General features: G+C 69.8%; 25 protein-coding genes. 9 read left to right on the forward strand and 16 right to left on the reverse strand.

Annotated elements, in window-relative coordinates; all coding sequences use genetic code 11:
• Positions 1 to 24: 24 nt before the first annotated feature.
• Together MFF13_RS22565 and MFF13_RS22570 are read left to right on the forward strand one after the other, a co-directional pair.
• On the forward strand, positions 25 to 2,202 hold the full coding sequence (locus MFF13_RS22565) for a class I SAM-dependent DNA methyltransferase (RefSeq protein WP_238272983.1): 2,178 nt from the start codon (positions 25 to 27) through the stop codon (positions 2,200 to 2,202).
• A 2,158-nt stretch (positions 2,203 to 4,360) separates the two neighbouring features.
• Entirely contained in the window at positions 4,361 to 4,633 is a 273-nt protein-coding gene (locus tag MFF13_RS22570; protein ID WP_147752490.1) for a hypothetical protein, read from the forward strand.
• A 58-nt stretch (positions 4,634 to 4,691) separates the two neighbouring features.
• Here the strand turns inward: MFF13_RS22570 and MFF13_RS22575 are convergent, their stop codons facing one another.
• Positions 4,692 to 4,904 (reverse strand): hypothetical protein, encoded by a 213-nt coding sequence (locus MFF13_RS22575; RefSeq protein ID WP_147752466.1) that lies wholly within the window; start codon positions 4,902 to 4,904, stop codon positions 4,692 to 4,694.
• Between the two features lie 217 nt (positions 4,905 to 5,121).
• Here MFF13_RS22575 and MFF13_RS22580 point away from each other — a divergent pair, with 217 nt between their 5' ends.
• Positions 5,122 to 5,361 carry a hypothetical protein gene (locus tag MFF13_RS22580; protein ID WP_147752467.1) on the forward strand — a complete coding sequence of 80 codons (240 nt, stop codon included), beginning with the start codon at positions 5,122 to 5,124 and terminating at the stop codon, positions 5,359 to 5,361.
• Between the two features lie 131 nt (positions 5,362 to 5,492).
• Here the strand turns inward: MFF13_RS22580 and MFF13_RS22585 are convergent, their stop codons facing one another.
• On the reverse strand, positions 5,493 to 6,374 hold the full coding sequence (locus tag MFF13_RS22585; RefSeq protein ID WP_147831383.1) for an aldo/keto reductase family oxidoreductase: 882 nt from the start codon (positions 6,372 to 6,374) through the stop codon (positions 5,493 to 5,495).
• 91 nt (positions 6,375 to 6,465) lie between these two features.
• Between MFF13_RS22585 and MFF13_RS22590 the strand changes: the two genes are divergently transcribed.
• On the forward strand, positions 6,466 to 7,365 hold the full coding sequence (locus MFF13_RS22590) for a LysR family transcriptional regulator (protein WP_147831384.1): 900 nt from the start codon (positions 6,466 to 6,468) through the stop codon (positions 7,363 to 7,365).
• A gap of 25 nt (positions 7,366 to 7,390) precedes the next feature.
• On the opposite strand, the gene MFF13_RS22595 is transcribed toward MFF13_RS22590, so the two are convergent.
• Both MFF13_RS22595 and MFF13_RS22600 read right to left on the reverse strand, forming a co-directional pair.
• Positions 7,391 to 7,876: a DUF302 domain-containing protein gene (locus MFF13_RS22595; protein WP_147831386.1), complete on the reverse strand. Its 486-nt coding sequence runs from the start codon at positions 7,874 to 7,876 to the stop codon at positions 7,391 to 7,393.
• A 113-nt stretch (positions 7,877 to 7,989) separates the two neighbouring features.
• On the reverse strand, positions 7,990 to 8,943 hold the full coding sequence (locus tag MFF13_RS22600; protein WP_187273749.1) for an alpha/beta fold hydrolase: 954 nt from the start codon (positions 8,941 to 8,943) through the stop codon (positions 7,990 to 7,992).
• Positions 8,944 to 9,077: 134 nt separating this feature from the next.
• Between MFF13_RS22600 and MFF13_RS22605 the strand changes: the two genes are divergently transcribed.
• From MFF13_RS22605 to MFF13_RS22620, 4 genes are all read left to right on the forward strand, one after another.
• Positions 9,078 to 10,031, forward strand: a complete 954-nt coding sequence (locus MFF13_RS22605) for a GlxA family transcriptional regulator (protein ID WP_147831390.1) — start codon at positions 9,078 to 9,080, stop codon at positions 10,029 to 10,031.
• A gap of 329 nt (positions 10,032 to 10,360) precedes the next feature.
• A complete protein-coding gene (locus MFF13_RS22610; RefSeq protein WP_147831392.1) occupies positions 10,361 to 11,488 on the forward strand; it encodes an efflux RND transporter periplasmic adaptor subunit in 1,128 nt (375 codons plus the stop codon).
• Positions 11,485 to 14,592, forward strand: a complete 3,108-nt coding sequence (locus MFF13_RS22615) for an efflux RND transporter permease subunit (RefSeq protein WP_147831395.1) — start codon at positions 11,485 to 11,487, stop codon at positions 14,590 to 14,592. Before MFF13_RS22610 ends, MFF13_RS22615 begins: the two co-directional genes overlap by 4 nt.
• Positions 14,593 to 14,658: 66 nt before the next feature.
• Entirely contained in the window at positions 14,659 to 15,201 is a 543-nt protein-coding gene (locus tag MFF13_RS22620) for a TetR/AcrR family transcriptional regulator (protein ID WP_147831397.1), read from the forward strand.
• Positions 15,202 to 15,300: 99 nt separating this feature from the next.
• Here the strand turns inward: MFF13_RS22620 and MFF13_RS22625 are convergent, their stop codons facing one another.
• The 8 genes from MFF13_RS22625 to MFF13_RS22660 form a co-directional block, all read right to left on the reverse strand.
• Positions 15,301 to 16,842, reverse strand: a complete 1,542-nt coding sequence (locus tag MFF13_RS22625; protein WP_238272985.1) for a hypothetical protein — start codon at positions 16,840 to 16,842, stop codon at positions 15,301 to 15,303.
• Positions 16,839 to 17,768, reverse strand: coding sequence for a class I SAM-dependent methyltransferase (locus MFF13_RS22630; RefSeq protein ID WP_147831401.1), 930 nt, complete (start codon positions 17,766 to 17,768; stop codon positions 16,839 to 16,841). The genes MFF13_RS22625 and MFF13_RS22630 overlap by 4 nt, the downstream gene beginning before the upstream one ends.
• A complete protein-coding gene (locus MFF13_RS22635; RefSeq protein ID WP_238272986.1) occupies positions 17,765 to 19,738 on the reverse strand; it encodes an NAD-dependent epimerase/dehydratase family protein in 1,974 nt (657 codons plus the stop codon). Before MFF13_RS22635 ends, MFF13_RS22630 begins: the two co-directional genes overlap by 4 nt.
• Positions 19,735 to 20,640 carry a transketolase family protein gene (locus tag MFF13_RS22640; RefSeq protein WP_147813363.1) on the reverse strand — a complete coding sequence of 302 codons (906 nt, stop codon included), beginning with the start codon at positions 20,638 to 20,640 and terminating at the stop codon, positions 19,735 to 19,737. Before MFF13_RS22640 ends, MFF13_RS22635 begins: the two co-directional genes overlap by 4 nt.
• Positions 20,641 to 20,710: 70 nt before the next feature.
• Positions 20,711 to 21,439: a transketolase gene (locus MFF13_RS22645; protein ID WP_147831405.1), complete on the reverse strand. Its 729-nt coding sequence runs from the start codon at positions 21,437 to 21,439 to the stop codon at positions 20,711 to 20,713.
• A gap of 334 nt (positions 21,440 to 21,773) precedes the next feature.
• The gene (locus MFF13_RS22650) at positions 21,774 to 21,932 is read right to left on the reverse strand and encodes a YqaE/Pmp3 family membrane protein (RefSeq protein ID WP_147752481.1); all 159 of its coding nucleotides are present in this window, start codon (positions 21,930 to 21,932) and stop codon (positions 21,774 to 21,776) included.
• Positions 21,933 to 22,061: 129 nt separating this feature from the next.
• On the reverse strand, positions 22,062 to 22,298 hold the full coding sequence (locus MFF13_RS22655; protein ID WP_238272987.1) for a hypothetical protein: 237 nt from the start codon (positions 22,296 to 22,298) through the stop codon (positions 22,062 to 22,064).
• Positions 22,295 to 22,537 (reverse strand): hypothetical protein, encoded by a 243-nt coding sequence (locus MFF13_RS22660; protein WP_187273750.1) that lies wholly within the window; start codon positions 22,535 to 22,537, stop codon positions 22,295 to 22,297. The genes MFF13_RS22655 and MFF13_RS22660 overlap by 4 nt, the downstream gene beginning before the upstream one ends.
• A gap of 202 nt (positions 22,538 to 22,739) precedes the next feature.
• Between MFF13_RS22660 and MFF13_RS22665 the strand changes: the two genes are divergently transcribed.
• Positions 22,740 to 23,153 (forward strand): RNA polymerase sigma factor region1.1 domain-containing protein, encoded by a 414-nt coding sequence (locus tag MFF13_RS22665; protein ID WP_147831412.1) that lies wholly within the window; start codon positions 22,740 to 22,742, stop codon positions 23,151 to 23,153.
• Between the two features lie 45 nt (positions 23,154 to 23,198).
• Here the strand turns inward: MFF13_RS22665 and MFF13_RS22670 are convergent, their stop codons facing one another.
• The 4 genes from MFF13_RS22670 to MFF13_RS22685 form a co-directional block, all read right to left on the reverse strand.
• A complete protein-coding gene (locus MFF13_RS22670; RefSeq protein ID WP_147752484.1) occupies positions 23,199 to 23,642 on the reverse strand; it encodes a DMT family transporter in 444 nt (147 codons plus the stop codon).
• A gap of 36 nt (positions 23,643 to 23,678) precedes the next feature.
• Positions 23,679 to 24,122, reverse strand: coding sequence for a DMT family transporter (locus tag MFF13_RS22675; RefSeq protein WP_147831414.1), 444 nt, complete (start codon positions 24,120 to 24,122; stop codon positions 23,679 to 23,681).
• 189 nt (positions 24,123 to 24,311) lie between these two features.
• Positions 24,312 to 24,866, reverse strand: a complete 555-nt coding sequence (locus tag MFF13_RS22680) for a hypothetical protein (protein ID WP_238272988.1) — start codon at positions 24,864 to 24,866, stop codon at positions 24,312 to 24,314.
• A gap of 8 nt (positions 24,867 to 24,874) precedes the next feature.
• Positions 24,875 to 25,342: a hypothetical protein gene (locus MFF13_RS22685; RefSeq protein WP_147831418.1), complete on the reverse strand. Its 468-nt coding sequence runs from the start codon at positions 25,340 to 25,342 to the stop codon at positions 24,875 to 24,877.
• Between the last annotated feature and the right edge of the window lie 36 nt (positions 25,343 to 25,378).

A 25,378-nucleotide genomic window follows, 5' to 3' on the forward strand; every position in this document is an offset into this window, starting at 1 on the left:
CAGTGGCGGCCGGCAGCTTGAACGATGAAGGCGCCCGATCGGGCCCCTTCATCGTTCAAGCTGCCGGCCGCCACTGGCCTGGTTTTACTCCGCCACAGCGGCCTGGAATTGGTCCGCCCTTTACACCTGAGTGGCCTCGAAGGTTCGACGGTGGACCCACATCAGTTCCTCGGCCTGGAACTGAACCCCCGCGCCGCCGCCATTGCCGAACTGGTGCTCTGGATCGGCTACCTGCAATGGCACTTCCGGACCCGCGGCGGTGCGCCGTCCGACCCGATCCTGAAAGCCTTCCGCAACGTCCGAGGCTCCTTCGACGCGGTGCTGGCGTCCGAGCTCGTGCTCGCCCGGGACGAGAGCGGCAAGCCGCAGACCCGGCTCGGTTCGGATGGGACCCCGCAGCCCGTCACCCTCCACCGCAATCCCCGCCGGCCAGAGTGGCCCGCAGCCGAGTTCATTGTTGGCAACCCGCCCTTCATCGGCGGCAAGGACCTTCGGGCGCGCCTTGGCGATGCCTACACCGAAGCGCTTTGGGCGGCGCACCCGCACATGAACGAGAGCGCCGATTTCGTGATGTTCTGGTGGGACCGGGCCGCGGAATTGCTGACCCGTAAGGGTACGATGCTGCGCCGTTTCGGCTTTGTGACCACCAACAGCATCAGTCAGGTGTTCCAACGTCGGGTCATGGAACGCCACCTCAAGGCCAAGCGGCCGATTTCGCTCGTGACGGCCATTCCTGATCATCCCTGGACCAAGGCCACGCGGGACGCCGCAGCGGTGCGGATCGCCATGACCGTGGTGGAGGCTGGCATCAAGGACGGGGTATTGCGAGAGGTGATCCAGGAAGGGGGGCTCGACACGGACCAGCCCGCGGTCGAACTGGACGAGCGTTCGGGCACCATCAACTCCGACCTCACAGTGGGCGCGGACGTGACAACCGCGATTACGCTGCTGGCCAACGAGGGCCTGTGCTCGCCTGGGGTGAAACTCCACGGGGCGGGCTTCATCGTGACACCCGAAAAAGCGGCGGACCTGGGCCTCGGGCGCCGACCCGGGCTTGAGCGGCACATCCGCCAGTACCGGCATGGACGGGACCTAACCGCTCGGCCCCGGGGCGTGATGGTCATTGACCTGGACGGCTTCAGTTCAGACGAGGTGCGCGCTCGCTTCCCTGAGGTCTATCAACACCTGCTGACGACGGTGAAGCCCGAGCGCGACCAAAACAACGAAGAATATCGCCGGGTAAACTGGTGGCTTTTTGGGCGCCGAAACACCCTCATGCGTGGCTTCACGGCTAGCCTGCCCCGTTACGTGGTCACAGTCGAGACCATGCGTCATCGCCTGTTTCAATTCTTGGATGCGAGCATCCTGCCCGACAACAAGCTGGTGGCGGTAGGGACGGACGATGCATTTCATCTAGGCGTCCTGTCCTCACGCATCCATGTAACCTGGGCGATGCGGGCCGGTGGATGGCTTGGGATCGGGAACGATTCTGTCTACGTGAAGTCCCGCTGCTTCGACCCCTTTCCGTTCCCACTTGCGACGGCGTCTCAGCGCGACCGCATTCGCCGGGCAGCGGAGGCCCTGGACGCCCACCGCAAGGAAAGGCAGGTCCTCCACCCCGGAGTTAGCCTGACCGACGCCTACAACGTCCTGACCAAGCTCCGGGCTGGCATCAGGGTTACCTCCCTTGATGAAGAAGACCGAGCGATTCTGGACGCCGCCCTGGTCCTGATCCTGCGCGAGCTTCACGATGACCTCGACGTCGCGGTGGCGGACGCCTACGGCTGGCCGGCGAACCTTACGGATGACGACATGCTGGCGCGCCTCGTCGCCCTCAACAAGGCACGGGCGGCGGACGAGGTTCGGGGCGTGGTCCACTGGCTGCGCCCGGGCTTCCAGGTGCCACGCCTGGGCACCCCTGCCCAAGGAACCGGGGAACAAGTCGAGGCCGACTTGGTGGTCGCGGACGGGGCTACCGGCAAGCCCGGCTTCCCGGCCGATGACATGGCACAGACCGCCGTGGTCATGGGTGCCCTCATGGGGGCGGCGGGGCCTCTCGACGCCACTGCCATCGCATCGGGTTTCCGGAAGGCGCGCCGCCTGGAGGAGCGGGTCGGGGCGGTCTTGGCGGCTCTCGCGCGCCTGGGCTTCGTGACCACGACGGATGGTGGGCGCTCCTATGCGCTTCGGCGTGCGGCATGAAGGCTGTTCAGGCGGGACGGGCGAGGCCCGGCAGGACGGCGAGAGTGGGCGGCCCGGCGGGGCCGGCACGGCACCTGCGCGGCCTTTCCGTTTAACCGTGCTGAGGTCGGGACCCCTATCGCTGACGACCCCGATGCTGGGCAAGACAGTCGAACTAGGCGGCGGGGTGGCGAACCGCCGGACGATTGCAAGCGGCAGCCGCCTGGGACTTGCCAGGGGCCACGCCTTGCGCATCCACCCCCGGCGAGCCGGGAGGGCATCCAGCGCGGCCCTTACGTCTCTCTGGACCCATCGCCGGGTTGTACGGCGTGACGGGACCTTGGAAGCGCAGGCAACAGGAGACTTCGGCGTTGGATCGGTGGTTGAGGAGTTAAGCCGGTACTCGCCGTAGGCGAGGTCTGCGCGCACGCGCGAGGGGTGGGAAAGACTGGCCTCCTCGATCATGACCTTCGACTGCCGAACGTCGGTACGAGGCCGCTTCAGGACCGCGCAGCGCTCCCGCTTGCCGCCGATACGGGCGTTGGTGATGCTGGCCACGCGAGCCCCCTTGACGGGCGGCCCTGGGCGTCTGGCGGCCTTGCAGCGGGGGCCGGTGACGGGCCGGTCTTCGATCCGCACGATATCCCCATCTCTCCGAAGTACCTTCGTCTTGAGGTCTCGGCGACGGACGAGGAAGGCGCCGGCCGGCCGCATCAAGCGCGGTCGCTCTAGATCCCAAAGCTCAAGCACCGCCTCCTCCGGCCAATTCATCATCTCCCGATGGTCGATGGTCCACGACAGACAGTAATTTGCAGCCGCCCCCGGAGATTTGACCCGCTCTCCATCAATCCATTTGTCCGAGAAGTGGGTTCCCAGGCCGATCCACATGGCATCGATGTTTGCATCGGGCACGTTCCACAGGGCATGTGCGTGGAGGTCCCACGCACCGAGCGCCACATCGAAGCGGATATGGATCGCGGTCAGCATCGGCTCGATCGTCCCCGCCGTGACTAGCCGCCCGACATGCGTGTTGTAGGCCCGCGAAAAGGCCGTAAACGCTTCATCGAGGCCACCGAGGGGGGCCTTACCCTCGACCGGGCGCAGGCCGACGAGCCGCAGATTCCCGAGGTCCCGGCCCTGCCGGAAGGCGTCGAAGGTCAGCGCCATCTCCGCGACCCGGCGCCGATGGTGGACGGCGAAGATGGGCCGTTCCCTCAGGTTGGGAAGTGGATGCTCAACGCCGGTCGAGAGGACCAGCAGGCTCGTCTCCTGGGTGGGTCGGAAGTCGATGCCGCCCGCTTCCAGGACCGCGATGGTTCGGGCGTCGGCGCTCCTGGCCTCGGCGGGCATAAGCGCCGGCTTGGGCGTCCGGGTGCGCCTCGCCGGCTCGGAGGCTGGGGGCGCAGGGTGAGCCTCATCGGCACTGGCGGAAACAAGATCGAGGAGCATTGCGAGCAACGGTACGACCCGCCACGGCGGCGGGTATTACCCGAAGCTCGGCTATTCGCTGGCAATGGTCCAGCGCTTTCGAACACCTAGCCTGCCGGTCAAACGTATTCGTGCCCGATAAGGCTTGTTCGCGTATCACCCAACGCATAACATAGCGCTTCCCATGCGGCGTAAGTCGTTGACAACATTGATGGTGTGAATGGTGGCGCTTCCTCCCGCAGGGCGCGCCAACACATCTAAGCTTTGCGCCGATTCTTGCGCCTGTCGCATGAGAGACTTCTCATCGGGCGTCTTCCGGCCTCGCTGAGGGCGTTGCGCCCAACATGGCATCTCCCGCCACGATCCGGATCATCGAGCGCTTCCGCGTCGAGCCCGCCGCCGTTCGGTCTGACCGCTTCGACAGACTGCATTGAATCGTCCGTACAGCGCTCTCGAATGCAGCGCCGGACATGATCCTGGGTCTGCACGACCGCGTGGCCGAGGTTCGACTTCCGTGCTCGCCGTTCGACGCGTGGCGTGCGATCCGAAAGCACGGGGGTTGCTTCGGTATCGGCTCGACGCCGAGCAGCGGTCCAATAGGATTTCAAAACCCTGCGGTCCTGATGCCTGAGTGCTCTGGCAGCCACACTGGGGATCGACGTTCGTCGATACGGACACGCTGCCACACTTTGTCCCTGACAGTCGCACAAGCCTCGGCTCCTCTTTCGGGGCAGGCGAGGGCGTGATGGCGATGAACGAACAAGCGGATGCCGGGGTCGTCGTGCCGTTTCCTGCGCGGATCTCCGCTGCGGTCGCGGATGCGGACACCGCCTCCATCATCGCCGTGCTGCAGGACCAGCTCGACCTGGCGCGCGAAGGCAAGCTGCGCTCGGTCGCCGTCGTGTCCGTGTCCGCGGATGGCGAGGCGGTCGGCACGCAGTGGTCGTGCAAGGGGGCCGACATCACCGGCCTGATCGGCAAGTTGACCGTCCTGACGCACGATTTGATGGCGGCGCGGAAGTAGAGGCCGCCCGGTCTTCACGCCGGACCGTGAAAGCCGCGGCGTTCGGTATCGAACCGGCTCAGGTCCCGGTAGGCTCCGGCAGCTTCGGAGGGGGTGGTTCGGCGATGTCGCGATACCAGCGCCAGCGGGCTTTGCTGACGCGTCGTCGCTGGCCGGTCGCGTCGACGAAGTAGCCCGCGACGACCGCGTCGGGATCGGCGTTCACCAAGAGGCAGTAGGTGCGGGCCATCTGGATCGCGTTGATCTGGTCGAGCAGCGTTTTCCGGGTCACGACCCCTCACAATCGAAAAAGACACGCCCCCGCCATACTGGGCTAAGTTTTCGTCAACCAACCGCCTCTATTGCCTGCGAGGCAGGGTTCATCAGGCGACGCGGCGGATTTCAGTGCCGCGCCGGTCCTGTCCCGTGATCCTCCCTTCATCCATCGCTATGTCTCGGATCACGGCCATGGGGCCGCCGGCCGAGCGCGACAGTCAGGATTGGCGTCCGTGAACTTCACCGTCACCGCTCGCATCTCGGCACAACGGTTCTCGCACCACTACACGTCAATGCTGGACGCCCTGGAGCAAGGCCTCTCGCTGCAGGCCTCCGGTCTATCCGATGTCCGGATCGTCGACGCCAACGGTCAGGCGCGCACGCCGGCCGCGATCTATCAGCTGCTGTTCGGGCCTAGGGACGTCGCCCCGATCGTCGAAGGATCGATCGCCGCCCTGCCTTTGGCTGCCTGACACCCGCTCTCCGCGACGGCAGCCGGGCGGGCGCCGTCGCCCCGCCCGCGATCCGAAGCGTGCGTCAGGACGCACGGGCGCAAGGCCGCCCGGCGAGATCACCCGCCGGACGGGGTGCGCGATGAAGCGGTTCAGGCGCCCTCGCTCGCAGGCGTGATCGCGTCGAGTTCGGCGAGGACGTCGTCGGGCAGCGTCAGGCGGGCTGAGGCGAGGTTCTGGCGCAGGTGCTCGATCGACGACGTGCCGGGGATCAGCAGCACGTTGGGCGCACGCCGCAGCAACCAGGCCAGGGCGACCTGCATCGGCGTCGCGCCCAAGCGTCCGGCGACCGCGGACAGCGTCTCGGATTGCAGCGGGCTGAAGCCCCCGAGCGGGAAGAACGGAACGTAGGCGGTGCCGGCGCCCGCGAGTTCGTCGATCAGGGCGTCGTCGTCTCGGTGCGCGAGGTTGAACTGGTTCTGCACGCAGACGATGTCCGTGATGCGCCGCGCGTCCGCCACCTGTCGCCGCGTCGCGTTGCTGAGGCCGATGCTGCGGATCAAGCCTTGCCGCTGCAGGTCCGCCAGCACCGTGAGCGGCGCCTCGATCGCGCCTTCGGCCGGCCCGTGCACGTCGAACATCAGGCGCAGGTTGACCACGTCGAGGACGTCGAGGCCGAGATGGCGCAGGTTGTCGTGGACCGCCTGCACCAGCTCGTCCGCCGCGAAGGCCGGGTTCCACGAGGCGTCGGGGCCGCGCCTCGCGCCGACCTTGGTGACGATCACCAGGTCGTCGGGATACGGATGCAGCGCCTCGCGGATCAGCTGGTTGGTCACGTGCGGTCCGTAGAAGTCGCTGGTGTCGATGTGGTCGACGCCCTGCGCCACCGCCTCACGCAGCACCGCGACCGCCGCCCGGCGATCCTTCGGCGGCCCGAACACGCCCGGCCCGGCAAGCTGCATGGCGCCGTATCCGATCCGCTTCACGGTGCGATGTCCGAGCGCGAACGTCCCGGCCGATGCGATCATGGTCATGTCTAATCTCCCTTGCCGCCCGGGATGTAGACGGGCGCGATTGATCGGATAAGCAGGCATTCTCGGTACGGGCTGTTCGGGATTTCGAACGATGGCGACACACCTCGCGGACTTGGCGGCCTTCGTCGCCGTGGCGCGGGCCGGCGGCTTCCGGGACGGCGCCCGCGCCGGCGGCGGCAGCGCGTCGGGCCTCAGCGAGGCCGTGAGCCGGCTCGAGCGCGGCCTCGGCGTGCGCCTGCTGAACCGGACCACGCGCAGCGTCGCCCCCACCGAGGCGGGCGCCCGGCTGCTCGAACGGCTCGGGCCGGCCCTGGGCGAGGTCGACGCCGCCCTCGACGTGGTCAACGGTTTTCGCGACCGTCCGGCGGGAACCCTGCGGCTCAACGTGCCGGTCAGCGCCGCCCGGCTGGTCCTGCCCGCGATCGTGCCGCCGTTCCTGGCGGCCTATCCCGAGATCCGGCTCGAGGTGGTGGCCGAGGACGGCTTCGTCGACGTGCTGGCGGCGGGCTGCGATGCCGGCATCCGCTACGACGAGCGGTTGGAGCAGGACATGATCGCGGTGCCGATCGGCCCGCGCCGGCAGCGCTTCGCCACGGTGGCCTCGCCGGCCTATCTCGACCGCCACGGCCGGCCGCAGCACCCGCACGACCTCCTGCGCCACGCCTGCATCGGCGGGCGCTTCTCCAGCGGTGCCACGCTGGCCTGGGAGTTCGAGCAGGCGGGCGAGGTGGTCCGCATCCATCCGACGGGACCGCTGACGGTGCGCGTCGGCGGCGCCACGGATCTCGCGGTCGAGGCCGCGATCGCGGGCGTCGGCATCCTCACCCTGTTCGAGGACTGGCTGCGGCCCCACCTCGACACGCAGGCGCTGGAGCCGGTGCTCGAACCGTGGTGGCAGGGGTTTTCGGGCCCGTACCTGTACTATCCCGGCCGCCGCCACCTTCCCGCGCCGCTGCGCGCCTTCGTCGACTTCATCGGCCTCAAGCGCTGATGCGCAGGCGGCCGGGACGCGGCGGTCACGCCGCCGCGGCGAGGACGCCACGGAGTTGCTCGTCCAGGTCGGCCGCGACGCCGTCGACCTCCGGCGTTCCGAACTGCCCGAAGGTCGTGACCGGGCGATCGTACTCGAACGCGACGCCGCCCTCGGTGTCCTCGCGCAGGAGCACGCGGATCGGCGCGTACAGGGCGGCCGAGAGGACGTGCCGGGTCATCCGCGCGGCCGTCAGCGGGTTGCCGATGTCGTACTGGATCGCCTTGCGGGCGAGCCCGGCGGTGAGAAGCAGGCCGCCATGGTCGCGGGCGCCGAAGATCGAGAGCGGCGCCTGCCGTTCGAGCAGGTCGCGCGCCGCGTCCACATGCCCGTCCCGCAGGAGCGCAGCGTAGGCGTGGTCGAGGGGAGGCACCGCGGCTTCCAGCGCCTCCCGCACCGCCGCGAAGGGTTTTGCCGAGCGAAGCGTCACGTGCTCCACCGTGACGCGGGTCGAGGTCATGGGGTCGGTCATCGGCTCGGCTCCAAGGTCATCGGCTCGGCTCCAAGGTCATCGGCTCGGCTCCAAGAATGAACGGGCGAATGGCAGGGCGAATGCGGTGATGCAGTGCGGCGGCACGCCGTGCCTCACGAGGCGGCGCGGGCCTTCGTCGCCGCGAGGATGATGTCGGCCCAGGCCTGCGGGCGTTCCAGCGCGCTGAAGTGCCCGGTCCGTTCGAGGGTGACGACGGAGGGCGAGGGCACGGCCGCCTCGACGCCGGCGCGATCCCGCGGCGTCGACCAATCCTTGTCGCCCCAGACGAGCGTCACGGGCGCGGTGATGGACCGGTAGCGGGCGCGGGCGGCGACGAAGCTCGGGAGGGCCTTGAGCAGCGTCCGCGACGCCGTGCTGTAGCCGGCGCGGGCGCCGACGCGGGCGTACTCGTCGAGGAGGTCCGCGGGCAGGCTGCTCGGGTCGTGGAAGCCGCCGCTCATGATGCCGCCGGTGATGGTCCGGTTCTCCAGGGCCGCGAAGACCGGGCCGACGACCGGTGCGCGCACGCTCTTGATGATGATCGACGCGAGCAGGTTCGAGCGCTCGAGGCCCGGCCGGTAGTCGTAGGTGTTGAAGGCGAAGACCTGCTCGACCCTGTCGCCGAGCTCCGCGGCGAGGGAAAGCGAGAGCGTCGCCCCGATCGACTCGCCGGCCAGGATCGGCCGCGCGATGCCGAGCTCGGCGATGAAGCCCATCAGGGCCGCCCGAAGGGTGGGCTCGTCCTTGGGAAGGCTTGGCTTCAGGTCCGACCAGCCGAAGCCCGGCAGGTCGAGCGCGTAGATCGTGAAGTGCGGCGACAGCAGCGGGATCACGCGCTGGAACAGGTCGAGCTGCGTGCGCACGGTGTGGGTCAGCACCAGAGCCGGGCCATGGCCCACGCGGACGTAGCGGATGCGCGTCCCGTCCCTCAGGGTCGCGTGGGCGATCTCGCCGGAGGCGAGCCAGCGGCGCGTGTAGGCATCGGCGTCCGTGCCGGCGGCGACGGGGGAGGGCGCGGTCATGGCGATCGGGTTCATGGCGGTCGGGTTCATGGCGATGGGGTTCATGGCGATCGGGTTCCTGGGCGACGGGGGCGAGGCCGGGTGGCATCCACGTCCGTTGCGATGAAACCTAGACGGCCTCCGGCATATCCCATATGTCGAAGATCCACCCTTTTCGGACATTCGTCGCGAGGTCCGCCATGCCGTCCATCGGTGTCGTGCTGTTCCCCGGCTTCCAGGCGATGAACCTGGCTCCTCTGACGGCGTTCGAGATCGCCAACCTCGTGGTCGGCCACGACTTCTACGCGGTGACGTTCCTGTCCGAGGCCGGCGGGCCGATCCGGACGTCGATCGGGATGGTCGTCGACACCGAGCCCTTCGCGGGCCGGTGCTTCGACACGGTCCTCGTGGTCGGCTCGATCAAGGTCGGCCCGTCGGCCCCCGGCCTGATCGCGCGGTTGCGCGAGACGGCCGCCACCGCGCGCCGCGTCGCCGCGACCTGCACGGGGGCGTTCCTCCTGGCCGAGGCGGGCCTGCTCGACGGTAGGCGGGCGGCGACCCATTGGGCCCACGCCCGTGACCTGCAGCGGCTCCACCCGTCGATCCAGGTCGACGACGACCGCATCTTCGTCTCCGACGGCAACGTCTGGACCTCGGCCGGGATGACGGCCGGGATCGACCTCACGCTGGCCCTGGTCGAGGACGACCTCGGCCCCGAGATGGTGAAGGGGATCGCGAAGAACCTCGTCGTCTACCACCGCAGGACGGGCGGCCAGTCGCAGTTCTCGGCCCTGCTGGAGCTTCAGCCGCGGTCCGACCGGGTCCAGACGGTCCTGGCCTATGCCAGGGGCAATTTGAAGAACGCGCTCTCCGTCGAGGAGCTGGCGGAGGCCGCCCGCCTGAGCCCGCGCCAGTTCAGCCGCGTCTTCCGGGAGGAGACCGGCCAATCGCCCGCCAAGGCGGTCGAGAACCTCCGCCTGGACGCCGCCCGGACGATGCTGGAGGACGGCCGGCATTCGCTGGACACGGTGGCCCGGGAGACGGGCTTCGCCGACCGGGAGCGGATGCGGCGCGCCTTCCTCCGCGCGTTCGGCCAGCCGCCCCAAGTCATCAAGCGGAACGCGCGCCACCACGGGGCGTCTCAGGGCGCCTGAGCCGCCGCGACGCCCTCGCAGGGCGCTTGCAGATGGCACCGCACCGTCATTCCGGGTCGCCGCAGGCGAGCCCGGAATCCAGAACCGCCGACGGTACAAAGTCCGGCTCGACCTGCGTGTCTGGATCCCGGGCTCCGCTGCGCGGCCCCGGGATGACGCGGTGCTGCCGGTGGAAGTCCGGAGACCAAATCGGCATCGGCAATCGCCCTGCCGGCCGCGCGGCCACGAATGCGTCCGCCCCCTCCGACGACGCCCATTGACGCCGACCGTGCGCCCTAATAGATGATGATCATAATTTTACGACCGAGCAGACGGCGACGGGGGCGGCGATGTTGCGAAGACTGGTTCTGGGGCTCGCGGGCGTCGCCCTGACCGCCTGCGCGCCGGCGAAGACGGCGGTGACGCCGGAGCCGCCCCTGGTCCAGGTCGCCGAGGTCGTCCCCGGTCCCGGCGCCGTGTCGCGCTACACCGGCGTGATCCGCGCCCGCACCGAGAGCAACCTCGGCTTCCGGGTCGGCGGCAAGATCTTCGAACGCCTCGTCGACCCAGGCGACCGCGTGCGCCTCGGCCAGCCCCTGATGCGCCTCGACCGCACCGACTTCACCCTCGCGCTCGCCGCCGCCCGCGCCTCCGTCGAGGCGGCCCGCGCCCAGATGATCAAGGCCAAGGCCGACGAGGAGCGCAGCCGCAAGCTGGTCGCCGACGGCTGGACCTCGAAGCAGACCTACGACCAGAACAAGGGCGCGGCCGACGCCGCCATCGCCCAGTTCGCCAACGCCGAGGCCCAGGCCAGCCAGATCCAGAACCAGGCGGGCTACGCCGAGCTCCAGGCCGACGCCGACGGCGTGGTCATGGAGGTGCCCTCCGAGCCCGGCCAGGTGGTCGCGGCCGGCCAGACCGTGGTCAAGCTCGCCCGCGACGGGGCGCGCGAGGCGGAGGTGTTCCTGCCCGAGGGCAGCCGCCGCGCCGCCAAGGGCGAAGCCTCCGGTACCAAGGGCGAAGCCTCCGGCACCAAGGGCGAAGCCTCCGCCACCCTCTACGCCGAGGGCGCGGCGACCTATCCGGCGCGCCTGCGCGAGCTGTCCGCCACCGCCGACCCGGCCACGCGCACCTACCGGGCGCGCTACATCCTCTCGGGCGGCGGCGAGGCCGCGCCCTTGGGCGCCACGGTGACCCTTCAGCTCAAGGACCTCGACGCCGCCCGGGCCGGATCGGTGGAGGTGCCGCTCGCGGCCTTGTTCGACCAGGGGCAGGGTCCCTCGGTCTGGCGCTACGACGCCGCCAGCGAGACCGTCCAACCGCAGGCCGTGCGGGTCGCCCGCATGGGCGAGGAGCGGGCCGACGTCGTCGCCGGACTGAACCCCGGCGATCGGATCGTGGCGCTCGGGGCCCACCTCCTCAAGGCCGGCGAGAAGGTCCGCCAGGCGCCCGCCGGCATGACCGGGGTGGTGCGATGAGCGGCTTCAACCTCTCGGCCCTCGCCGTCCGCGAGCGGGCCGTCACCCTGTTCCTGCTGATCGCGCTCATCGGCGCCGGCTTCTTCGCCTTCGAGAAACTGGGGCGCGGCGAAGACCCGAGCTTCGCCGTCAAGACGATGGTCGTCTCGGCGGCGTGGCCCGGGGCGACGACGGACGAGATGCAGCGCCAGGTCGCCGACCCCCTGGAGAAGCGCCTGCAGGAACTGTTCTACTACGACCGCGCCGAGACCACGGTGCGCCCCGGCCTGCTGCTGATCAAGGTGTTCTTCAAGGACAACATGCCGCCGGCCAAGCTGCAGGCGGAGTTCTACCAGACTCGCAAGAAGCTCTCCGACCAGGCCTCCAGCCTTCCGCGCGGGGTGATGGGGCCGCTGTTCAACGACGAGTTCTCGGACGTCTACTTCTCGCTCTACGCGCTCCAGGCCAAGGGGCTGCCGCACCGCCAGCTCGTGCTGCGCGCCGAGGACCTGCGCCAGCGCCTGCTGCGGGTGCCGGGCGTCGAGAAGATCAACATCCTCGGCGAGCAGGCGCAGAAGATCTTCGTGGAGATCTCCTACCAGCGCCTCGCGACGCTCGGCATCACCGGCCAGCAACTGCTGGCCTCGCTGGCCAACCAGAACGACGTGACCCCGGCCGGCTTCGTCGAGGCGGCGGGTCCGCGCGTGTACCTGCGCCTCGACGGGGCGATCGACGGGCTCGACGCCATCCGAAATCTGCCCGTGGCCGCCGGCGACCGCAGCCTCAAGCTCGGCGACGTCGCCGAGGTGAAGCGCGGCTACGAGGACCCGAAGGTCTTCGCGATCCGCAACGACGGCGAGCCCGCCCTGATCCTCGGCCTGGTGATGAAGCCCGGCTTCGACGGCCTCGCGCTCGGTGCGGCGCTGAACGCCGAGGAGGTGGCGATCCACCACGAGACGCCGGCGGGTATCGGCTTCACCAAGATCACCGACCAGGCCAAGGTCATCGACGAGGCCATCCACGAGTTCATGGTCAAGTTCTTCACCGCCCTCGGCGTGGTGATCTTCGTCTCCCTGGTGGCGCTCGGATTCCGGGTCGGCATCGTGGTGGCGCTGGCGGTGCCGCTCACCCTCTCGGCGGTGTTCGTGGTGATGATGGTGACGGGGCGCGACTTCGACCGCATCACGCTCGGCGCCCTCATCATCTCGCTCGGGCTGCTGGTCGACGACGCCATCATCGCCATCGAGATGATGGTGGTGCGCATGGAGGAGGGCTACGACCGCGTCGAGGCGGCGACCTACGCCTGGCGCTCGACCGCCGCGCCGATGCTCACCGGCACCATCGTGACCATCGCGGGCTTCCTGCCGGTGGGCTTCGCCGCCTCCACGGCGGGCGAGTATGCCGGCAACATCTTCTGGGTGGTGGCCTTCTCGCTGATCGTCTCCTGGATCGTGGCGGTGACCTTCACGCCCTATCTCGGCGTCAAGCTGCTGCCGAACATCAAGACGGTGGAAGGCGGCCACGGGGCGATCTACGCCACCAGGAACTACGAGCGCCTGCGCCGGGTCGTGCGGATGTCCGTCGACCACAAGTGGCTGGCCGCCGGCATCACCGTGGGCCTGTTCGCGCTCGCCGTGGTCGGCATGGGCCGCGTCGAGCAGCAGTTCTTTCCGAACTCCGAGCGCCCCGAGCTCATCGTCGAGGTGACCCTGCCGACGGGCTCCGCCTTCGCCACCACCGAAGCCAGCGTCAAGCGGATCGAGACGGCCGTGCGCGACCTGCCCGAGGCGCGCGAGATCACGAGCTATGTCGGCCAGGGCATGCCCCGCTTCGTGCTCTCCTTCGATCCCGAATTGCCCGATCCGGCCTTCGCGCAGATCGTGGTGCAGACCGCCGACGCCCAGGCCCGCGACGCCTTGCGGATCAAGGTGCGCAAGCTCGTCGACGAGGGCCGCTTCCCAGAGGCGCGGGTGCGGGTGCTGCAGATCGTGTTCGGCCCGCCGGTCCGCTTCCCCGTCGCCTTCCGGGTGGTCGGACCCGACCTCGACGTGATCCGCGGCATCGCCGAGGAGGTCCGAGGGGTGATGGCGAGCAATCCCAACATGCGGATGGTCCACCTCGACTGGGGCGACAGGACGCCGAGCCTGCGCCTCGCCTTCGACCAGGAGCGCCTGCGCCTGATCGGCCTGACCCCGAAGGAGGCCGCCCAGCAACTGCAGAGCTACCTCAACGGGACGCCCGCCACCCAGGTGCGCGAGAACCTGCGCGCCGTCGACGTCGTCCTGCGCAGCCCCGGCCCGGAGCGGCGCTCGCTCGGCGAGGTCGGCGACCTGACGCTGACGACCAAGGACGGGCGCCAGGTGCCGGTCTCTCAGGTGGCCCGCCTCGAGAGCCGGACCGAGGACGCGGTGCTCAAGCGCTACAACCGCGAGGCCTACATCCGTGTGCAGGGCGACGTCCTCGACGGCCTGCAGCCGCCCGACATCCACGCCCAGGTCTTCCCCCTCCTCGAACCGATCAAGGCGAAGCTCCCGCCGGGCTACCGCATCGACACGGCCGGGTCGGTGGAGGAGAGCGCCAAGGCGATGACGGCGCTGGTCGCGGTGTTCCCGATCATGCTGATCGTGACGCTGACGGTGATCATGCTGCAGGTGCGCTCGTTTTCCACGATGTTCATGGTGTTCGCCACCGCGCCGCTCGGCCTCGTGGGCGCCGTGCCGACCCTGCTGGTCTTCCAGCAGCCCTTCGGCTTCAACGCGATCCTCGGGCTGATCGCGCTGTCGGGCATCCTGATGCGCAACACCCTGATCCTGGTGGACGAGATCCACCACGACCAGGCGGCGGGCCTGGCGGATTACGACGCCATCGTGGAATCCACCGTGCGCCGGGCCCGGCCCGTGATCCTGACGGCGGCCGCGGCCATGCTGGCCTTCATCCCGCTCACCCACTCGGTGTTCTGGGGGGCGCTCGCCTACGTCCTCATCGGCGGCGTCGGCGTCGGCACGCTGATGACCCTGCTGTTCCTGCCCGCCCTCTACGCCCTGTGGTTCCGGGTCGGGCGGGCGACGCGCGAACGGCGCGTCGCCGCCGATGACCAGGCGATGCCAGTGCCGGCCGAGCCTTGAGCCGGGCCCTTCTTGGGAGGGCAGGTCGCCTTTATATCGTCGTCGGACACGCCGAAGGATCGGGCCATGCCGAGAGTCTCGCAGGAACAGGCCAGGATCAACCGACAGCGCGTCGTCGAAGTCGCCGCGGCCCTGTTCCGCGAGCGCGGCCTCCACGGCGTCGGGGTCGTGGACATCATGGCCGCCGCCGGCCTGACCCATGGCGGCTTCTACGGCCAGTTCGCCAACAAGGATGCTTTGGCGGCCGAAGCCTTCGATACCGCGCTGGCGGAAGAATACCGGGGCACGACCCACACCGTGGTCGCGAACTACCTGTCCCTCGACCACGTCCGCACGCCGGGGAAGGGCTGCCCGCTGGCGGCGCTCGCCAACGACGTCTCGCGGGAAAGTGCAGGCAGCGCCGTCCGGGGACGATTCGCGCAAGGGATCGAAGGCCTCGCCTCCATCGTCGCCAACCTAACGCCGAAGGCGTCGAAGGAGCGGCGCCGGCAACGCGCCCTGGCGACGGTGGCGACCCTCGTCGGCGCCGTCGTCCTGGCCCGGGCCGTCGACGACGAGGCGCTGGCAACGGAACTGCTCCAGGCCGCGCAAGCCTCGATCGCGCCGTGACGCGCGTCGGCGGATTGGCCGCCGCGTAAGCCGTCCCGCCGCGGCGTTCTCGCCGCCGCCGTCGGCTCGTCGAGCGACGCCACGCGCCGACGGCGGATGCTAGTTCCGCGCGCTTCGGAGAGACTCGGCGACCTTCATAGGGTCGGTCTCCGAAACACGGTCCGGCCAACATGTCGGCCTCGCGCTAACCTCCAAGACGCGCTGCGGAACGGCCAAGATCCTCCCGGCGACAGAGGATTCGATGACCGCTTTGCGCGCCAGATAGTGGAAGAGCGGCCCGTCGTTCGGCGGGAACCGCGACGCATCGAGCAGGGTGCAGTCGCTGATCGCGAAGGCGGGTTTCAGGAAGGCCCGGCCGATTTCGTAGATGGGCGCGCCGGCGCCGAGCAGGACGACGGCGATCGTCGCGACCCGCCGTCGGGGCCTGCACGGGGCGGTCGCGACTTCGCCGAAACGGAGGGCGAGGATGGCAAGCGCCGGAATGGAGGCGCGCATGACGAAGTCGAGCACGCCGAGCCGATACAAGGGGACGAACGACAGGACGAGGATGACGAGCGGCATGTCTGCGCCCAACACCGAGTCCCGGCGCTGAAGATCGGATCGCGATGCCGTATAGAGGATGACGAGGACAGGGCCGATTTCGACGAGCAGAAACAGGACGTATCTCGCAACGAAGCTCGCATCGATCGCCGCGAAGCCATGCGGAACGCGTCCGCCGTCGGCGAGCAGGTAGAGCAGCGTCGGCGCCAGTCCGACGGCGACGAAGATCGGAGCGGGCATCTGCCGAAGCCGCAGGCGTCCGCGCACACCATCCACGACGACGGCCCGCGCCAGGAACGGCAGCGCGCCGATCAGGCTGAGCGGCGACCAGAACGCGCAAAGCCCGAAGACGCACACCAGGCCGCCGAGGTCGAGGCGCCTGCGATGCCAGAGGAGGTAGGCAGCCACGAACGTCCAGCCCGAGGCGGCGTGGTTCGGCACCCAGAACACCTGCGTGACGTGCGAGGTGAATTGCTGGCCCGGCATCCAATGCTCGAGATGGGTCCCGAAGGCCAGCGGCTCGTCGAGGAGCCAAGCTCCGGCGACGTCCCAGCCTCCGAACAGGACGAAGATCGCAAGGACCGACCACGCGGCGCGCCGCGGCGTGGAGGCCTGCGCGAAGACGTAGAGGAGGCATCCGAACAGGACGCCGTTCTGCGCCAACAGCGCGACATGGGCCGCGCGCAACCCCAGGATTTTCCCGAACGCCGCCGGGACGAGGTACATCCCGAGCGGTGCGCGCAGGGTCGTCGCCTCGCCCAGGTAGCGATACCCCACCGGCCACGGCTCGGCGACGAGGTCTCGAAGGACGGCGTCGCGGATCAGCCAGTCGTCGTTCGCGTAGAAGACGTGCGCCTGGCCCCCGACGCAGCAGAGGGCGAAGCCGACGCCGAGCGCGCCTACCAGGAGCGGACCGTCGAGGGGGACCGGCTGCCGCAGCACCGCGCGCAGGGTCGCAAGGACGCCAACCACCGTGCAGGCCACGCAGGCGACGCCCAGGAGCGGGCTCGCGAGGTGCGTCGTCAGGAACGCGAGGTTCGGCAGCGCGACGAGGCAGAGAATCGTCGCGAAGGGAAGCTGTCCGAGGCGCGGCGCCGTCACGGGGTCGGCGCGACGGGCTTGCGCGCCACCGTCAACAGGTTCCCGACGTTCAGGCCGACGCGGAGCCGGCCGAGCCCGGTCGCATCCGCGCCGGCGATGGCGGCGGTCTTCATCGCACCCGGAAGGGGCAGGAGGCGCAACCAGTAGCGGAGGGGATAGGCGTTCCGGATCGCGGTGATCGCGACCTCGGAGAAGCCGGTGCGCGCAAGGAGCTTGTGCAGGCTGGCATGGCAGAACAGCTGCATGTGCTCGATGTCGATGATCGGCGACCGGCGCCCGAGCAGGCGGTTGATCGGCGCGCGGTGATCGTGGGTGACGAAGGCGAGCACCCCGCCGGGGCGCAGCAGCGAGAACGCGGCCCGGGTCAGCGCCAACGGATCGCGCACGTGCTCCAGCGTCATGAAGCATCCGATGAAGGACAGGCTCTCGGGCGCGTGGTCGGCGGGGTCGAACACGCCAACGCGGATGCGGTCGCGCAGGTCGGCGGCGGCGGCGACGGCCGCGCTCGAGGGCTCGACGCCCGTCACGTGGCGAAAGCCCAGGCGTTGCAGCTCGCGCAGGAAGCTTCCGGTGCCGGCGCCGATCTCCAGGGCGGCCCCGTCGCGGATGCCCGCATCGAGAAAGGGCGCCAGCGCCCGCGCGTAGGTCTGCGCCGCCAGGTCGGCTTCCTCGGAGGTGTCGTAGTCGGCGGCCGCGTAGGCGTCGGCCAGCGTTTCGGCACTGGGCGCCTCGGCCGCGTAGACGGTCTGGCAGGTCAGGCAGCGGACCAGCCGGAACGACATGAATTCCGGCCGCTTGCGCGAGGCGAAGCTGAAGCTGCCGATCCGCGCGGGATCGACGCTGGCCGAGAGGAACGGGGCCGAGCCGGCCTGGGAGGCGCCGCAGACCGGGCAGTCGCGACCGCGCAGGTCGTCGAGGAGGCTCATGGGATCGATCGTCCGTCCGGAAGGAGGTCGCTGGAGACGCCGTTGCGGATCAGCGCCGCGCGGATGAGGCGCGGGCGGCCCTTCACCTCCTCCATGATCTTGGCGACGTATTCCCCGACGAGACCGATCCCGAACAGGTTGAGGGCGCCGAAGAACAGGATCGCCAGCAGCAGGGTGGTCACGCCGCGCGGAGCGATGTCGGGCACGAGGAGGCGCGCGACGATCAGGCCGAGGCTCAGGATCGCGGTCAGGGCGAGGAGGCCCAAGCCGGATGCGGTCAGGATCTTCAAGGGCGTGTTGCTGAACGAGAAGATGCCGCGCTTGGCCCATTCGAGGTTCGAGAGGAGGTTGTTGGTGCTGGCGCCGAACATCCGCTTGGGGCGGACGTAGTCGACGCCGGTCTGGCGGAAGCCGACGTAGGCGCGCAGGCCGCGCATGAAGAGGTCGCGCTCGGGGCAGTTCAGCAGCCAGCCCACCACCCGCCGGTCCATCAGCGAGAAGTCGCCGGCGTCGTGCGGGATGCGGATGTAGCTGAAGGCCGCGAACACCCGGTAGAACGCCTTGTAGAGCAGCCCCCAGATCCAGGGCATGTCGCGCTCGACCCGGCGGCCGTAGACCACGTTCGCCCCGGCGAGCCACGCGGCGTAGAACTGCTCGATCAGCTCGGGCGGGTCCTGCAGGTCGCCGTCCAGCAGGACGCAGGCCTCCGCGGTGGCGAGCTCCATGCCGCTGCGGAAGGCCATCTGCGAGCCGAAGTTGCGCGAGTGGGTGATCCCGAGGACGTGCGGGTCGCGCGCCGAGATCTCGCGGATGCGCTCGCCGCAGCGATCGGGGCTGGCGTCGTTGACGAAGATGATCTCGTAGTCGACGTCGATCCGCTGGAACACCGCGGTGAGGCGGGCATGCATGACCGGCACCGCCTCCTCGTCCTTGTAGCAGGCGACGATGGCGGCGATCGAGCGCCGGCGCGGCGCCGACCCGTGGCGCTTGGTCAGGCCGGTCAGCGCCGGGTCCGCCTGACGCATCCATGCGGCGGTCCGGGTCAGGCCCTCGTCCAGGGACGTGCGGGCACGCCAGCCGAGGAGGCGCTCGGCCTTGGCGGGGTCGGATTGCCAGCGGGTCAGGTCCCAGCCGCGTGCCGGCATGTCCCCGAAGCGGGCCGCATCGGGGATCGCGAACGTCGTCTGCGCGAGGCTGGCGAGCTCGCGGATCGTCGTCTGGACGCCGGAGCCGATGTTGATCGACGCGCCGTAGAGATCGAGGTCCATCTTGGCGGCGGCGCGCACGAAGGCCTCGCAGACGTCGTCGACGTAGACGAAGTCGCGCGCGATGCCGGGATCGACGAAGTCGGGGTAGCCGCGCTCCAATCCGCGCGCCACGACGGCGGGGATCAGGCGCGAGGCGTCTTCGTAGGGGCCGTAGACCGAGTAGAGCCGCAGGTTCACGACCGGCAGGCGCCGCGTCCGCCCGGCAAAGGTCAGGTAATGGCTCGCTGCGGCCTTCGACACGGCATAGGGGCTGTTGGGCCTCAGCTCCGCATCTTCCTTCGGCGCGTCCGAGTTGGAACCGTACTCGGAGGAGCTGCCGGCGTGGACGTAGGCCGCGAGCGTTCCGCCGGCCGCCAGCAATTCCACGAGGTTGACCATCGCGGTGAAGTTCGTCGCGTAGACGAGGTCGGCGTCCTGCTCGAAGGAGTAGGCACCGTAGGCGACGCAGTCGAAGACCGTGGCCGGGCGGATCGCCTCGACGAAGTTTCGGGCCGCCGAGCGGTCGTTCAGGTCGACCTCGACGAGATGGCTGGGGTCGACGTCGCGCAGGCGCGGGGCTGGAAGGTTGCGGACCACGGCGAACACGTCCGGCCGCACCGCCCGGATGGCCCGGAACAGGTTGCAGCCGACGAAGCCGCCCGCGCCGAGGACGACGATCGGGCCCTTGAGCGTTCCGATCCAGTGCGCGGAATCCGGGCTCATGCGGCGCCCATCGCCTGCACGGCGGCACGGATGCCGGGCGCATCGAGGCCGCTCTCCTGCCGGTGGAAGGCCTGCGAGCCGTAGGTCCCGGAGGGATACCCTTGCGCATTGAGCATGCGGAAGCCGTCGAGGCCGACGCCGGTCTCCAGGCACCACGCGGCGAGGCTTTGGCCCAGGCTCCCCTGCGCAACGTGCTCCTCCACGACGCAGAGGCGGCGGCTCTTCCGCAGGGCGGCGACGAACGCCTCCGGCGGCGGGCTGACACGCAGCGGCAGCTCGCAGACGGCCCAGATCTCGGCCGCGTCGTCTTCGAGGGCACTGAGGGTCGGACCGGCCATCGGGCCGACGACGACCACCACCGGGCCTGTCCCGGCACGCAGGCGACGCCACGGTGCGTAGGCCGGCGCGATCGTGCCCGCTGGCAACTCGCCGCGTCCCAGGCGGATATAGGCGGGGCCCGGAAGGGCTCCCGCCGCAGCGATCGTCGCGGCGACGTCCTCGTCGAAGGCCGGGATGAAGAGATGCAGGTTCGGCAGCGTCGAGAGGACGCCGTAATCCTCCAAGGCATGATGCGTGGCGCCCATGACGCCGTAGCCGTAGCCGCCGCCGTTGGCGAGGAGCCGGACGGGGAGGGCGTGCAGGCAGACGTCGTTGCGGATCTGCTCGAAGGCCCGCGCGTAGCAGAACGGCGCGATCGTGTAGGTCCAGGGCTCCATCCCCTCGCTCGCCATGCCGGCGGCGACGCCCACCATGTTCTGCTCGGCGATGCCGGCGTTGATGAAGCGCCGGTCCAGCACGTCGCGCAGGGGCTCCAAGGCGCCGAAGCCGAGGTCGCCCGTGAGGAAGACGAGGTCGGGCCGGGCCGCCCGTTCCACCAGGGCGTCGCAGAGTTGGCGTCTCACGGCACGCACCACAGGCTGGGTCGGGGGCGAAGGGATCGGTGGAGGTCGTCCGGCATGGCGTTCCGGCGCGTCATGCCCCGAGGCCTCCGATGCCGGTGACGGCCTCGCGATACTGGTCGTCGGTGAGCGGCAGGTAGTGGCTGTCCATCCGCCCCTCGATCGCGGGGACGCCGTAGCCCTTCACCGTATGGAGCACGACGAGCGTGGGCCGCTCCCGGCCGGCCGACAGGGCGCGGCGCATGTCGGCGAGATCGTGCCCGTCGGCCTCGCGGATCTCCACGTCGAAGCCGGCGAGCTTCGACGCCAGCGGCTCCATCGAGGCCACGTCCCGCGTGGTGCCGAAGCCCTGGAGCCGGTTGTTGTCGATCAGGATCGTCAGGTTCACGAGCTTGTTGTGGGCGGCGAAGATCAAGGCCTCGAGGGTCGACCCCTCCTGCCATTCGCCGTCGGAGGTCAGGCAGAAGACGTGCCCGGGCCGGTCCTGCAGCTGCATCGACAGGGCGAGGCCCGCCGCCAGCGAAACGCCGTGGCCGAGGCTGCCGGTCCCGAAGCGGATGGCGGGCACGCCCCGCGCCGGCGGATGCCCGGCGAGCCGGGTGCCCTCGCCATGGAAGCTGTCGAGCTCGGCGTCGGTGATGAGCCCGCGGCTCCACAGGGTGACGTAGTAGGCCCCCGCCGCGTGCCCCTTGGACAGGACGAACCGGTCCTGCGGACGAAGCATCTCGTGATGCAGGAGCATCATCGCATCGAAGGCCGACAGGTTGCCGCCGAGATGTCCCACACCCGCCGCGTGATGCATGGCCAGGAGCCGCCAGCGCGCCAAGCGCAACAGGCCGGATGCCAGGGTGCCGTCGGCCGATCTCGCGCCATCTGCGTTCGCTGCACGAACCTCCGCATTCTCAACGTGTTGTGCGCGAATCGCCATCGAACGGATCCAGACAGGTCCGGATCACGAACGCATGCGCGTGGTTATCAGGGCCTTAAGGCTCCGCCTCGCAGGCGATGGCGGGCGCGGACTTGGCGGTCCGCCGGCCATACGGCCCCGCGACCGCTCCGCGCCGGGACGTCCGATTTTTTGCGACGAGGGAGCGGGCTCCGCCGCCGCTGGCCTGCTGTCGCGAACCCCGACCGCCTCAGGCTTCCTTGCGCGTCACCATCAGGGCCCAGATCGTGGCGGGGATCCAGCCGATGACGGTGATGTGGAGCAGGATGCAGAGGATGCCCTGGATCACCTTCCCGCGCAGGAACATCGCCAGCCAGGGGGCCAGGAAACAGATGATGATCATGACCATGGCGTGCGGGGCTCCGTGAGCGTGGGGTGCGCCAGCCGTTCCGGCGCGTGCCCCCCACTCAGGTCGTTCCGGCCCGACTTGTTCCGAGGCCGCGATCGATCGCGCTCGCTCGGGCACGCCGAGGCTTCGTCACGGCTCGGCGGCGGCGGAAGGCTCCGGGTGCTCCAGGTCCTGCGCCAGATCGTGCAGCACCTGCTCCACCAGGGAGGGCCAGGGCACCCCGTGCTCCTGGAGTAGCATCGCGGCGGCGAGCAGCGCGTCGACCTGTGCCGGCAGGATCGGCCCACGCACCATCTGGGCGTAGCGAACCCGGGCGGCGAGCGCCGAGGAAAGGCGTTGAACCTGGGCGATCTTGTCCGCCGTCACGGTCTCGTCCTGCCGTCGCGCCAGGCGAAGAAGGCGGCCGCGACCAGGAATAGCAGGAGGCCCGACCACAGCCCGCCTTCGGTCGCCTTGGCCACGAACCAATCGCTGAGCGCGGGTGCCGCCGGATCCTGCCACCATCCGATCGCCGCGAGCCCGACGAAGAGCAACGCGAGCGTGAAGACGATGGCGACCGGGTAGGGCATCAGTTCGCGCTCTCTTCGATTGCGGTGATCCGGCACACGCCCTCGGTCCGTCGGCCGGACCGTACTGGACGGGTTCGGAACGCCGACGTCCGGCACCCCGTCGGCCAAGCCTCGACGGGGCCGTTCCTAAACCTCGCCTGCTTCGGCTGCCAGCCCCTCGCCCCGCGGACCTTCGAGCAGGCTGTCATGCCGTCGGCCTCGCGCCACATGAGAGAGCGGAGACGGCAGGAGGTCACGGATGGCAGGCACGATCGACCGCGCGACGCTGGACCGGCTGATCGCCCTCGGGCGGACGCGCGGGGAACTCACGGCGAGCGAGTTCGAGGCCGCAATTCCCGTCGACAGCCTCGACGTGGACGCCCTCGTCCTGGTGATGCTGGAGCTGGAAGAGGCGGGGGTGAGCGTGGAGCCGGATGCGTTCGGCCCGCGCGCCGAAACCGCCGTCACGCCGAGGCTGACGCTTGCGATGCCGGAGCCCGGGGTGCCGCGCGCGATCGCGGGCGGCGAGGGCGAGCCGGCGGTGAGCGTCACGCCGCCGCCTGCCGCGGACGCGAAAGGCGAGGCGGACGCGGACGAGCCGGTCGGACGGGTCGTCCTGCTCGCCGGCCTCGCGGTGCTGCTGATCCTCGGGGCGATCCTGGTTCTGGTCTGACGGACGAGGCAGGGCAGCCGGATAAACCGCCTCCGCAGGCGTCGATCAGAACCGCGCGACCAGGCCGACGCCGCCGATCATCAGGACGCCTCCGAGGAGACGCCAGACGCTCGCCTCGTGCACCTTGAAGCCGACGAGGCCGAAATGGTCGAGCAGGACCGAGGTGACGACGCCCGCCGTCACGATCAGCCCGAGGAAGCTGGCGGCGCCGATCTTCTTGGATACGTAGAGCTGCGCCACCGCGAGGATCGCGCTCAGCACGCCGCCCAGCCAGGCCCACCAGGGAACCTGCGCGAGGCGCTCCATCCCCGGCCAGCCATAGCGCCCCATCACGAGCATGATCACGGCGAGCGTCGCGATGCTGATGACGAGGCTGACCACGCCCGCCAGGAGCGGCTGCGCGAACGCTTTGGCGAGGCCGGCGTTCTGACCGGGCTCGATCGCGCTGGCGAGACCGGCCAGGAGCGCGAATCCATAGAGGAAGACCATGCGGAATCCTTGATCAGGCTGGGAAGACGTCGATCGTCAGAACACCGCCACCAGGGCGACGCCGCCGACCATCAGGACACCGCCGGCGATGCGCCACGGGCTGGCGCGACGGCGATCGAAGCCGACCAGGCCGTAATGGTCGAGGGCGATCGACCCGACCACGCCCGCGGTGATAACGCAGCCCAGGAACGGCGCGGCGCCGACCGATTGCGCGACGTAGAGCTGCGCCAGGACCACCGCGGCCCCGAGGATTCCGCCCGGCCAGGCCCACCAGGAAACGCTGGCGACCTTCTCTGCGCTCGGCCGGTCGAGCCGGCCGGTGACGACCATCGCCCCGATCAGGCACAGCATGGCGAGACCGAAGCAGAAGAGTCCCGCCAGCATCGGCTGGCCCGTGACCTTGGCCAAGGTGGCGTTCTGGCCGGGCTCGATCGCGTTGGCGACGCCGGCCAGCAGGGCGATGCCGTAGAGGTACCACATGGGCGTCCTACATCGGTGCTCGATGGATGAGGTGCCGGGTCTTCGATTGGACGAAAACCCGGACGTTCTTCTGCGCAACCGATCAAACCGCAGAACGACTGCATCACGGGAGCGCGAAGACCTCGGACAGATCGCCCCATGCGGCGCGCAGCGACGTGTCTGCATAAAAGCCGACGCAGGCGCGTCGCGTCAGCGATGGTAATCCGGTCGAAGCCGCCGCATCGCGCGAAGCTTCGCCGCCCGCACGGACGGGGTCTGCAGCAGGTCCGCGCAGAACAGGATCGGCAGGGGCACGAGCGGTTCCGAGACGGGCCCGTCCTTGTGCATGAGCGCCATCGGCGTCCGCGCCGCCGCGGCTTTGACGGCCGCATCGAGGGACATGAGCGGCTCGACGCCGCCGTGGCCGCGCTCCAGCACGACCGCGCCCCATCCGTGGCCCTGCTCCTTCAGGTACGCGGAATCCTGCGCCGTCAGGCAGGCGGCGAAGGCGTAGCCCTCGACGTCGCGACGGAGCGCGGCGGAGCCCGACGGCTCGCGGGCGGCGGCATCGAGCCGGAGCGTCGGCAGGACGGCGAGATCGAGAACGGCGAAACCGAGCAGGGCGACCCACGTGGTCGCCTTCCGAGAGATCGCAAACCGGCCTTCGCCACGCGTCGATGTTCGCACCATCATCCGGTCTCCGCTGTCGCCGGCGAACGAGGCCGCCGACATGTCGGCCGGTCGCTCGACGGAGCCGGGCCTCATGGAAAGTCTCACGGTTCGACCGCGACGACGTCGGTCGCGACGAGGTACGGGCTGCGCTTCGGTGCGGGTCCGGGCTCGGCAAGCAACGCGGCGCGCTCGGCGGTGACCAGGGCCACCCCCTGCCAGCGCGCGACGTCCTCACCCGGATCGGCCGCCTCGGCCGCGAGGGCGTAGGGGCTGCCGACCATGCTGCCCGTGGTCATCGGGCAACCGCCGTGATCCTCGGCCAAGGTCAGCGCCGCCCCGGCGGCGTCGAAGGCGAGGGTGCCGGAGATGCGCCGCGCCTCGCCCGGGTACCAGGTCTCGACGGTGCCATGGGCGCCCGACAGCGTCCCGTGCAGGAGGAAGATGCAGCTGAACGAAGGCATGCCCTCGACCCCGCCGCGGCCCTCGGCGAAGGCGCCGGCGACACGGTCGCCCTTCACCACCAGGGTGAGGCTGTCATAACGCCCAGAGCGCGGCGCAGGCTCGGCCATCGCCGCTCCGCACCAGGCCACCGCCGCGAGGGCACC

It is taken from the genome of Methylobacterium cerastii, assembly GCF_022179125.1.
Classification (GTDB): Bacteria; Pseudomonadota; Alphaproteobacteria; order Rhizobiales; family Beijerinckiaceae; genus Methylobacterium; species Methylobacterium cerastii.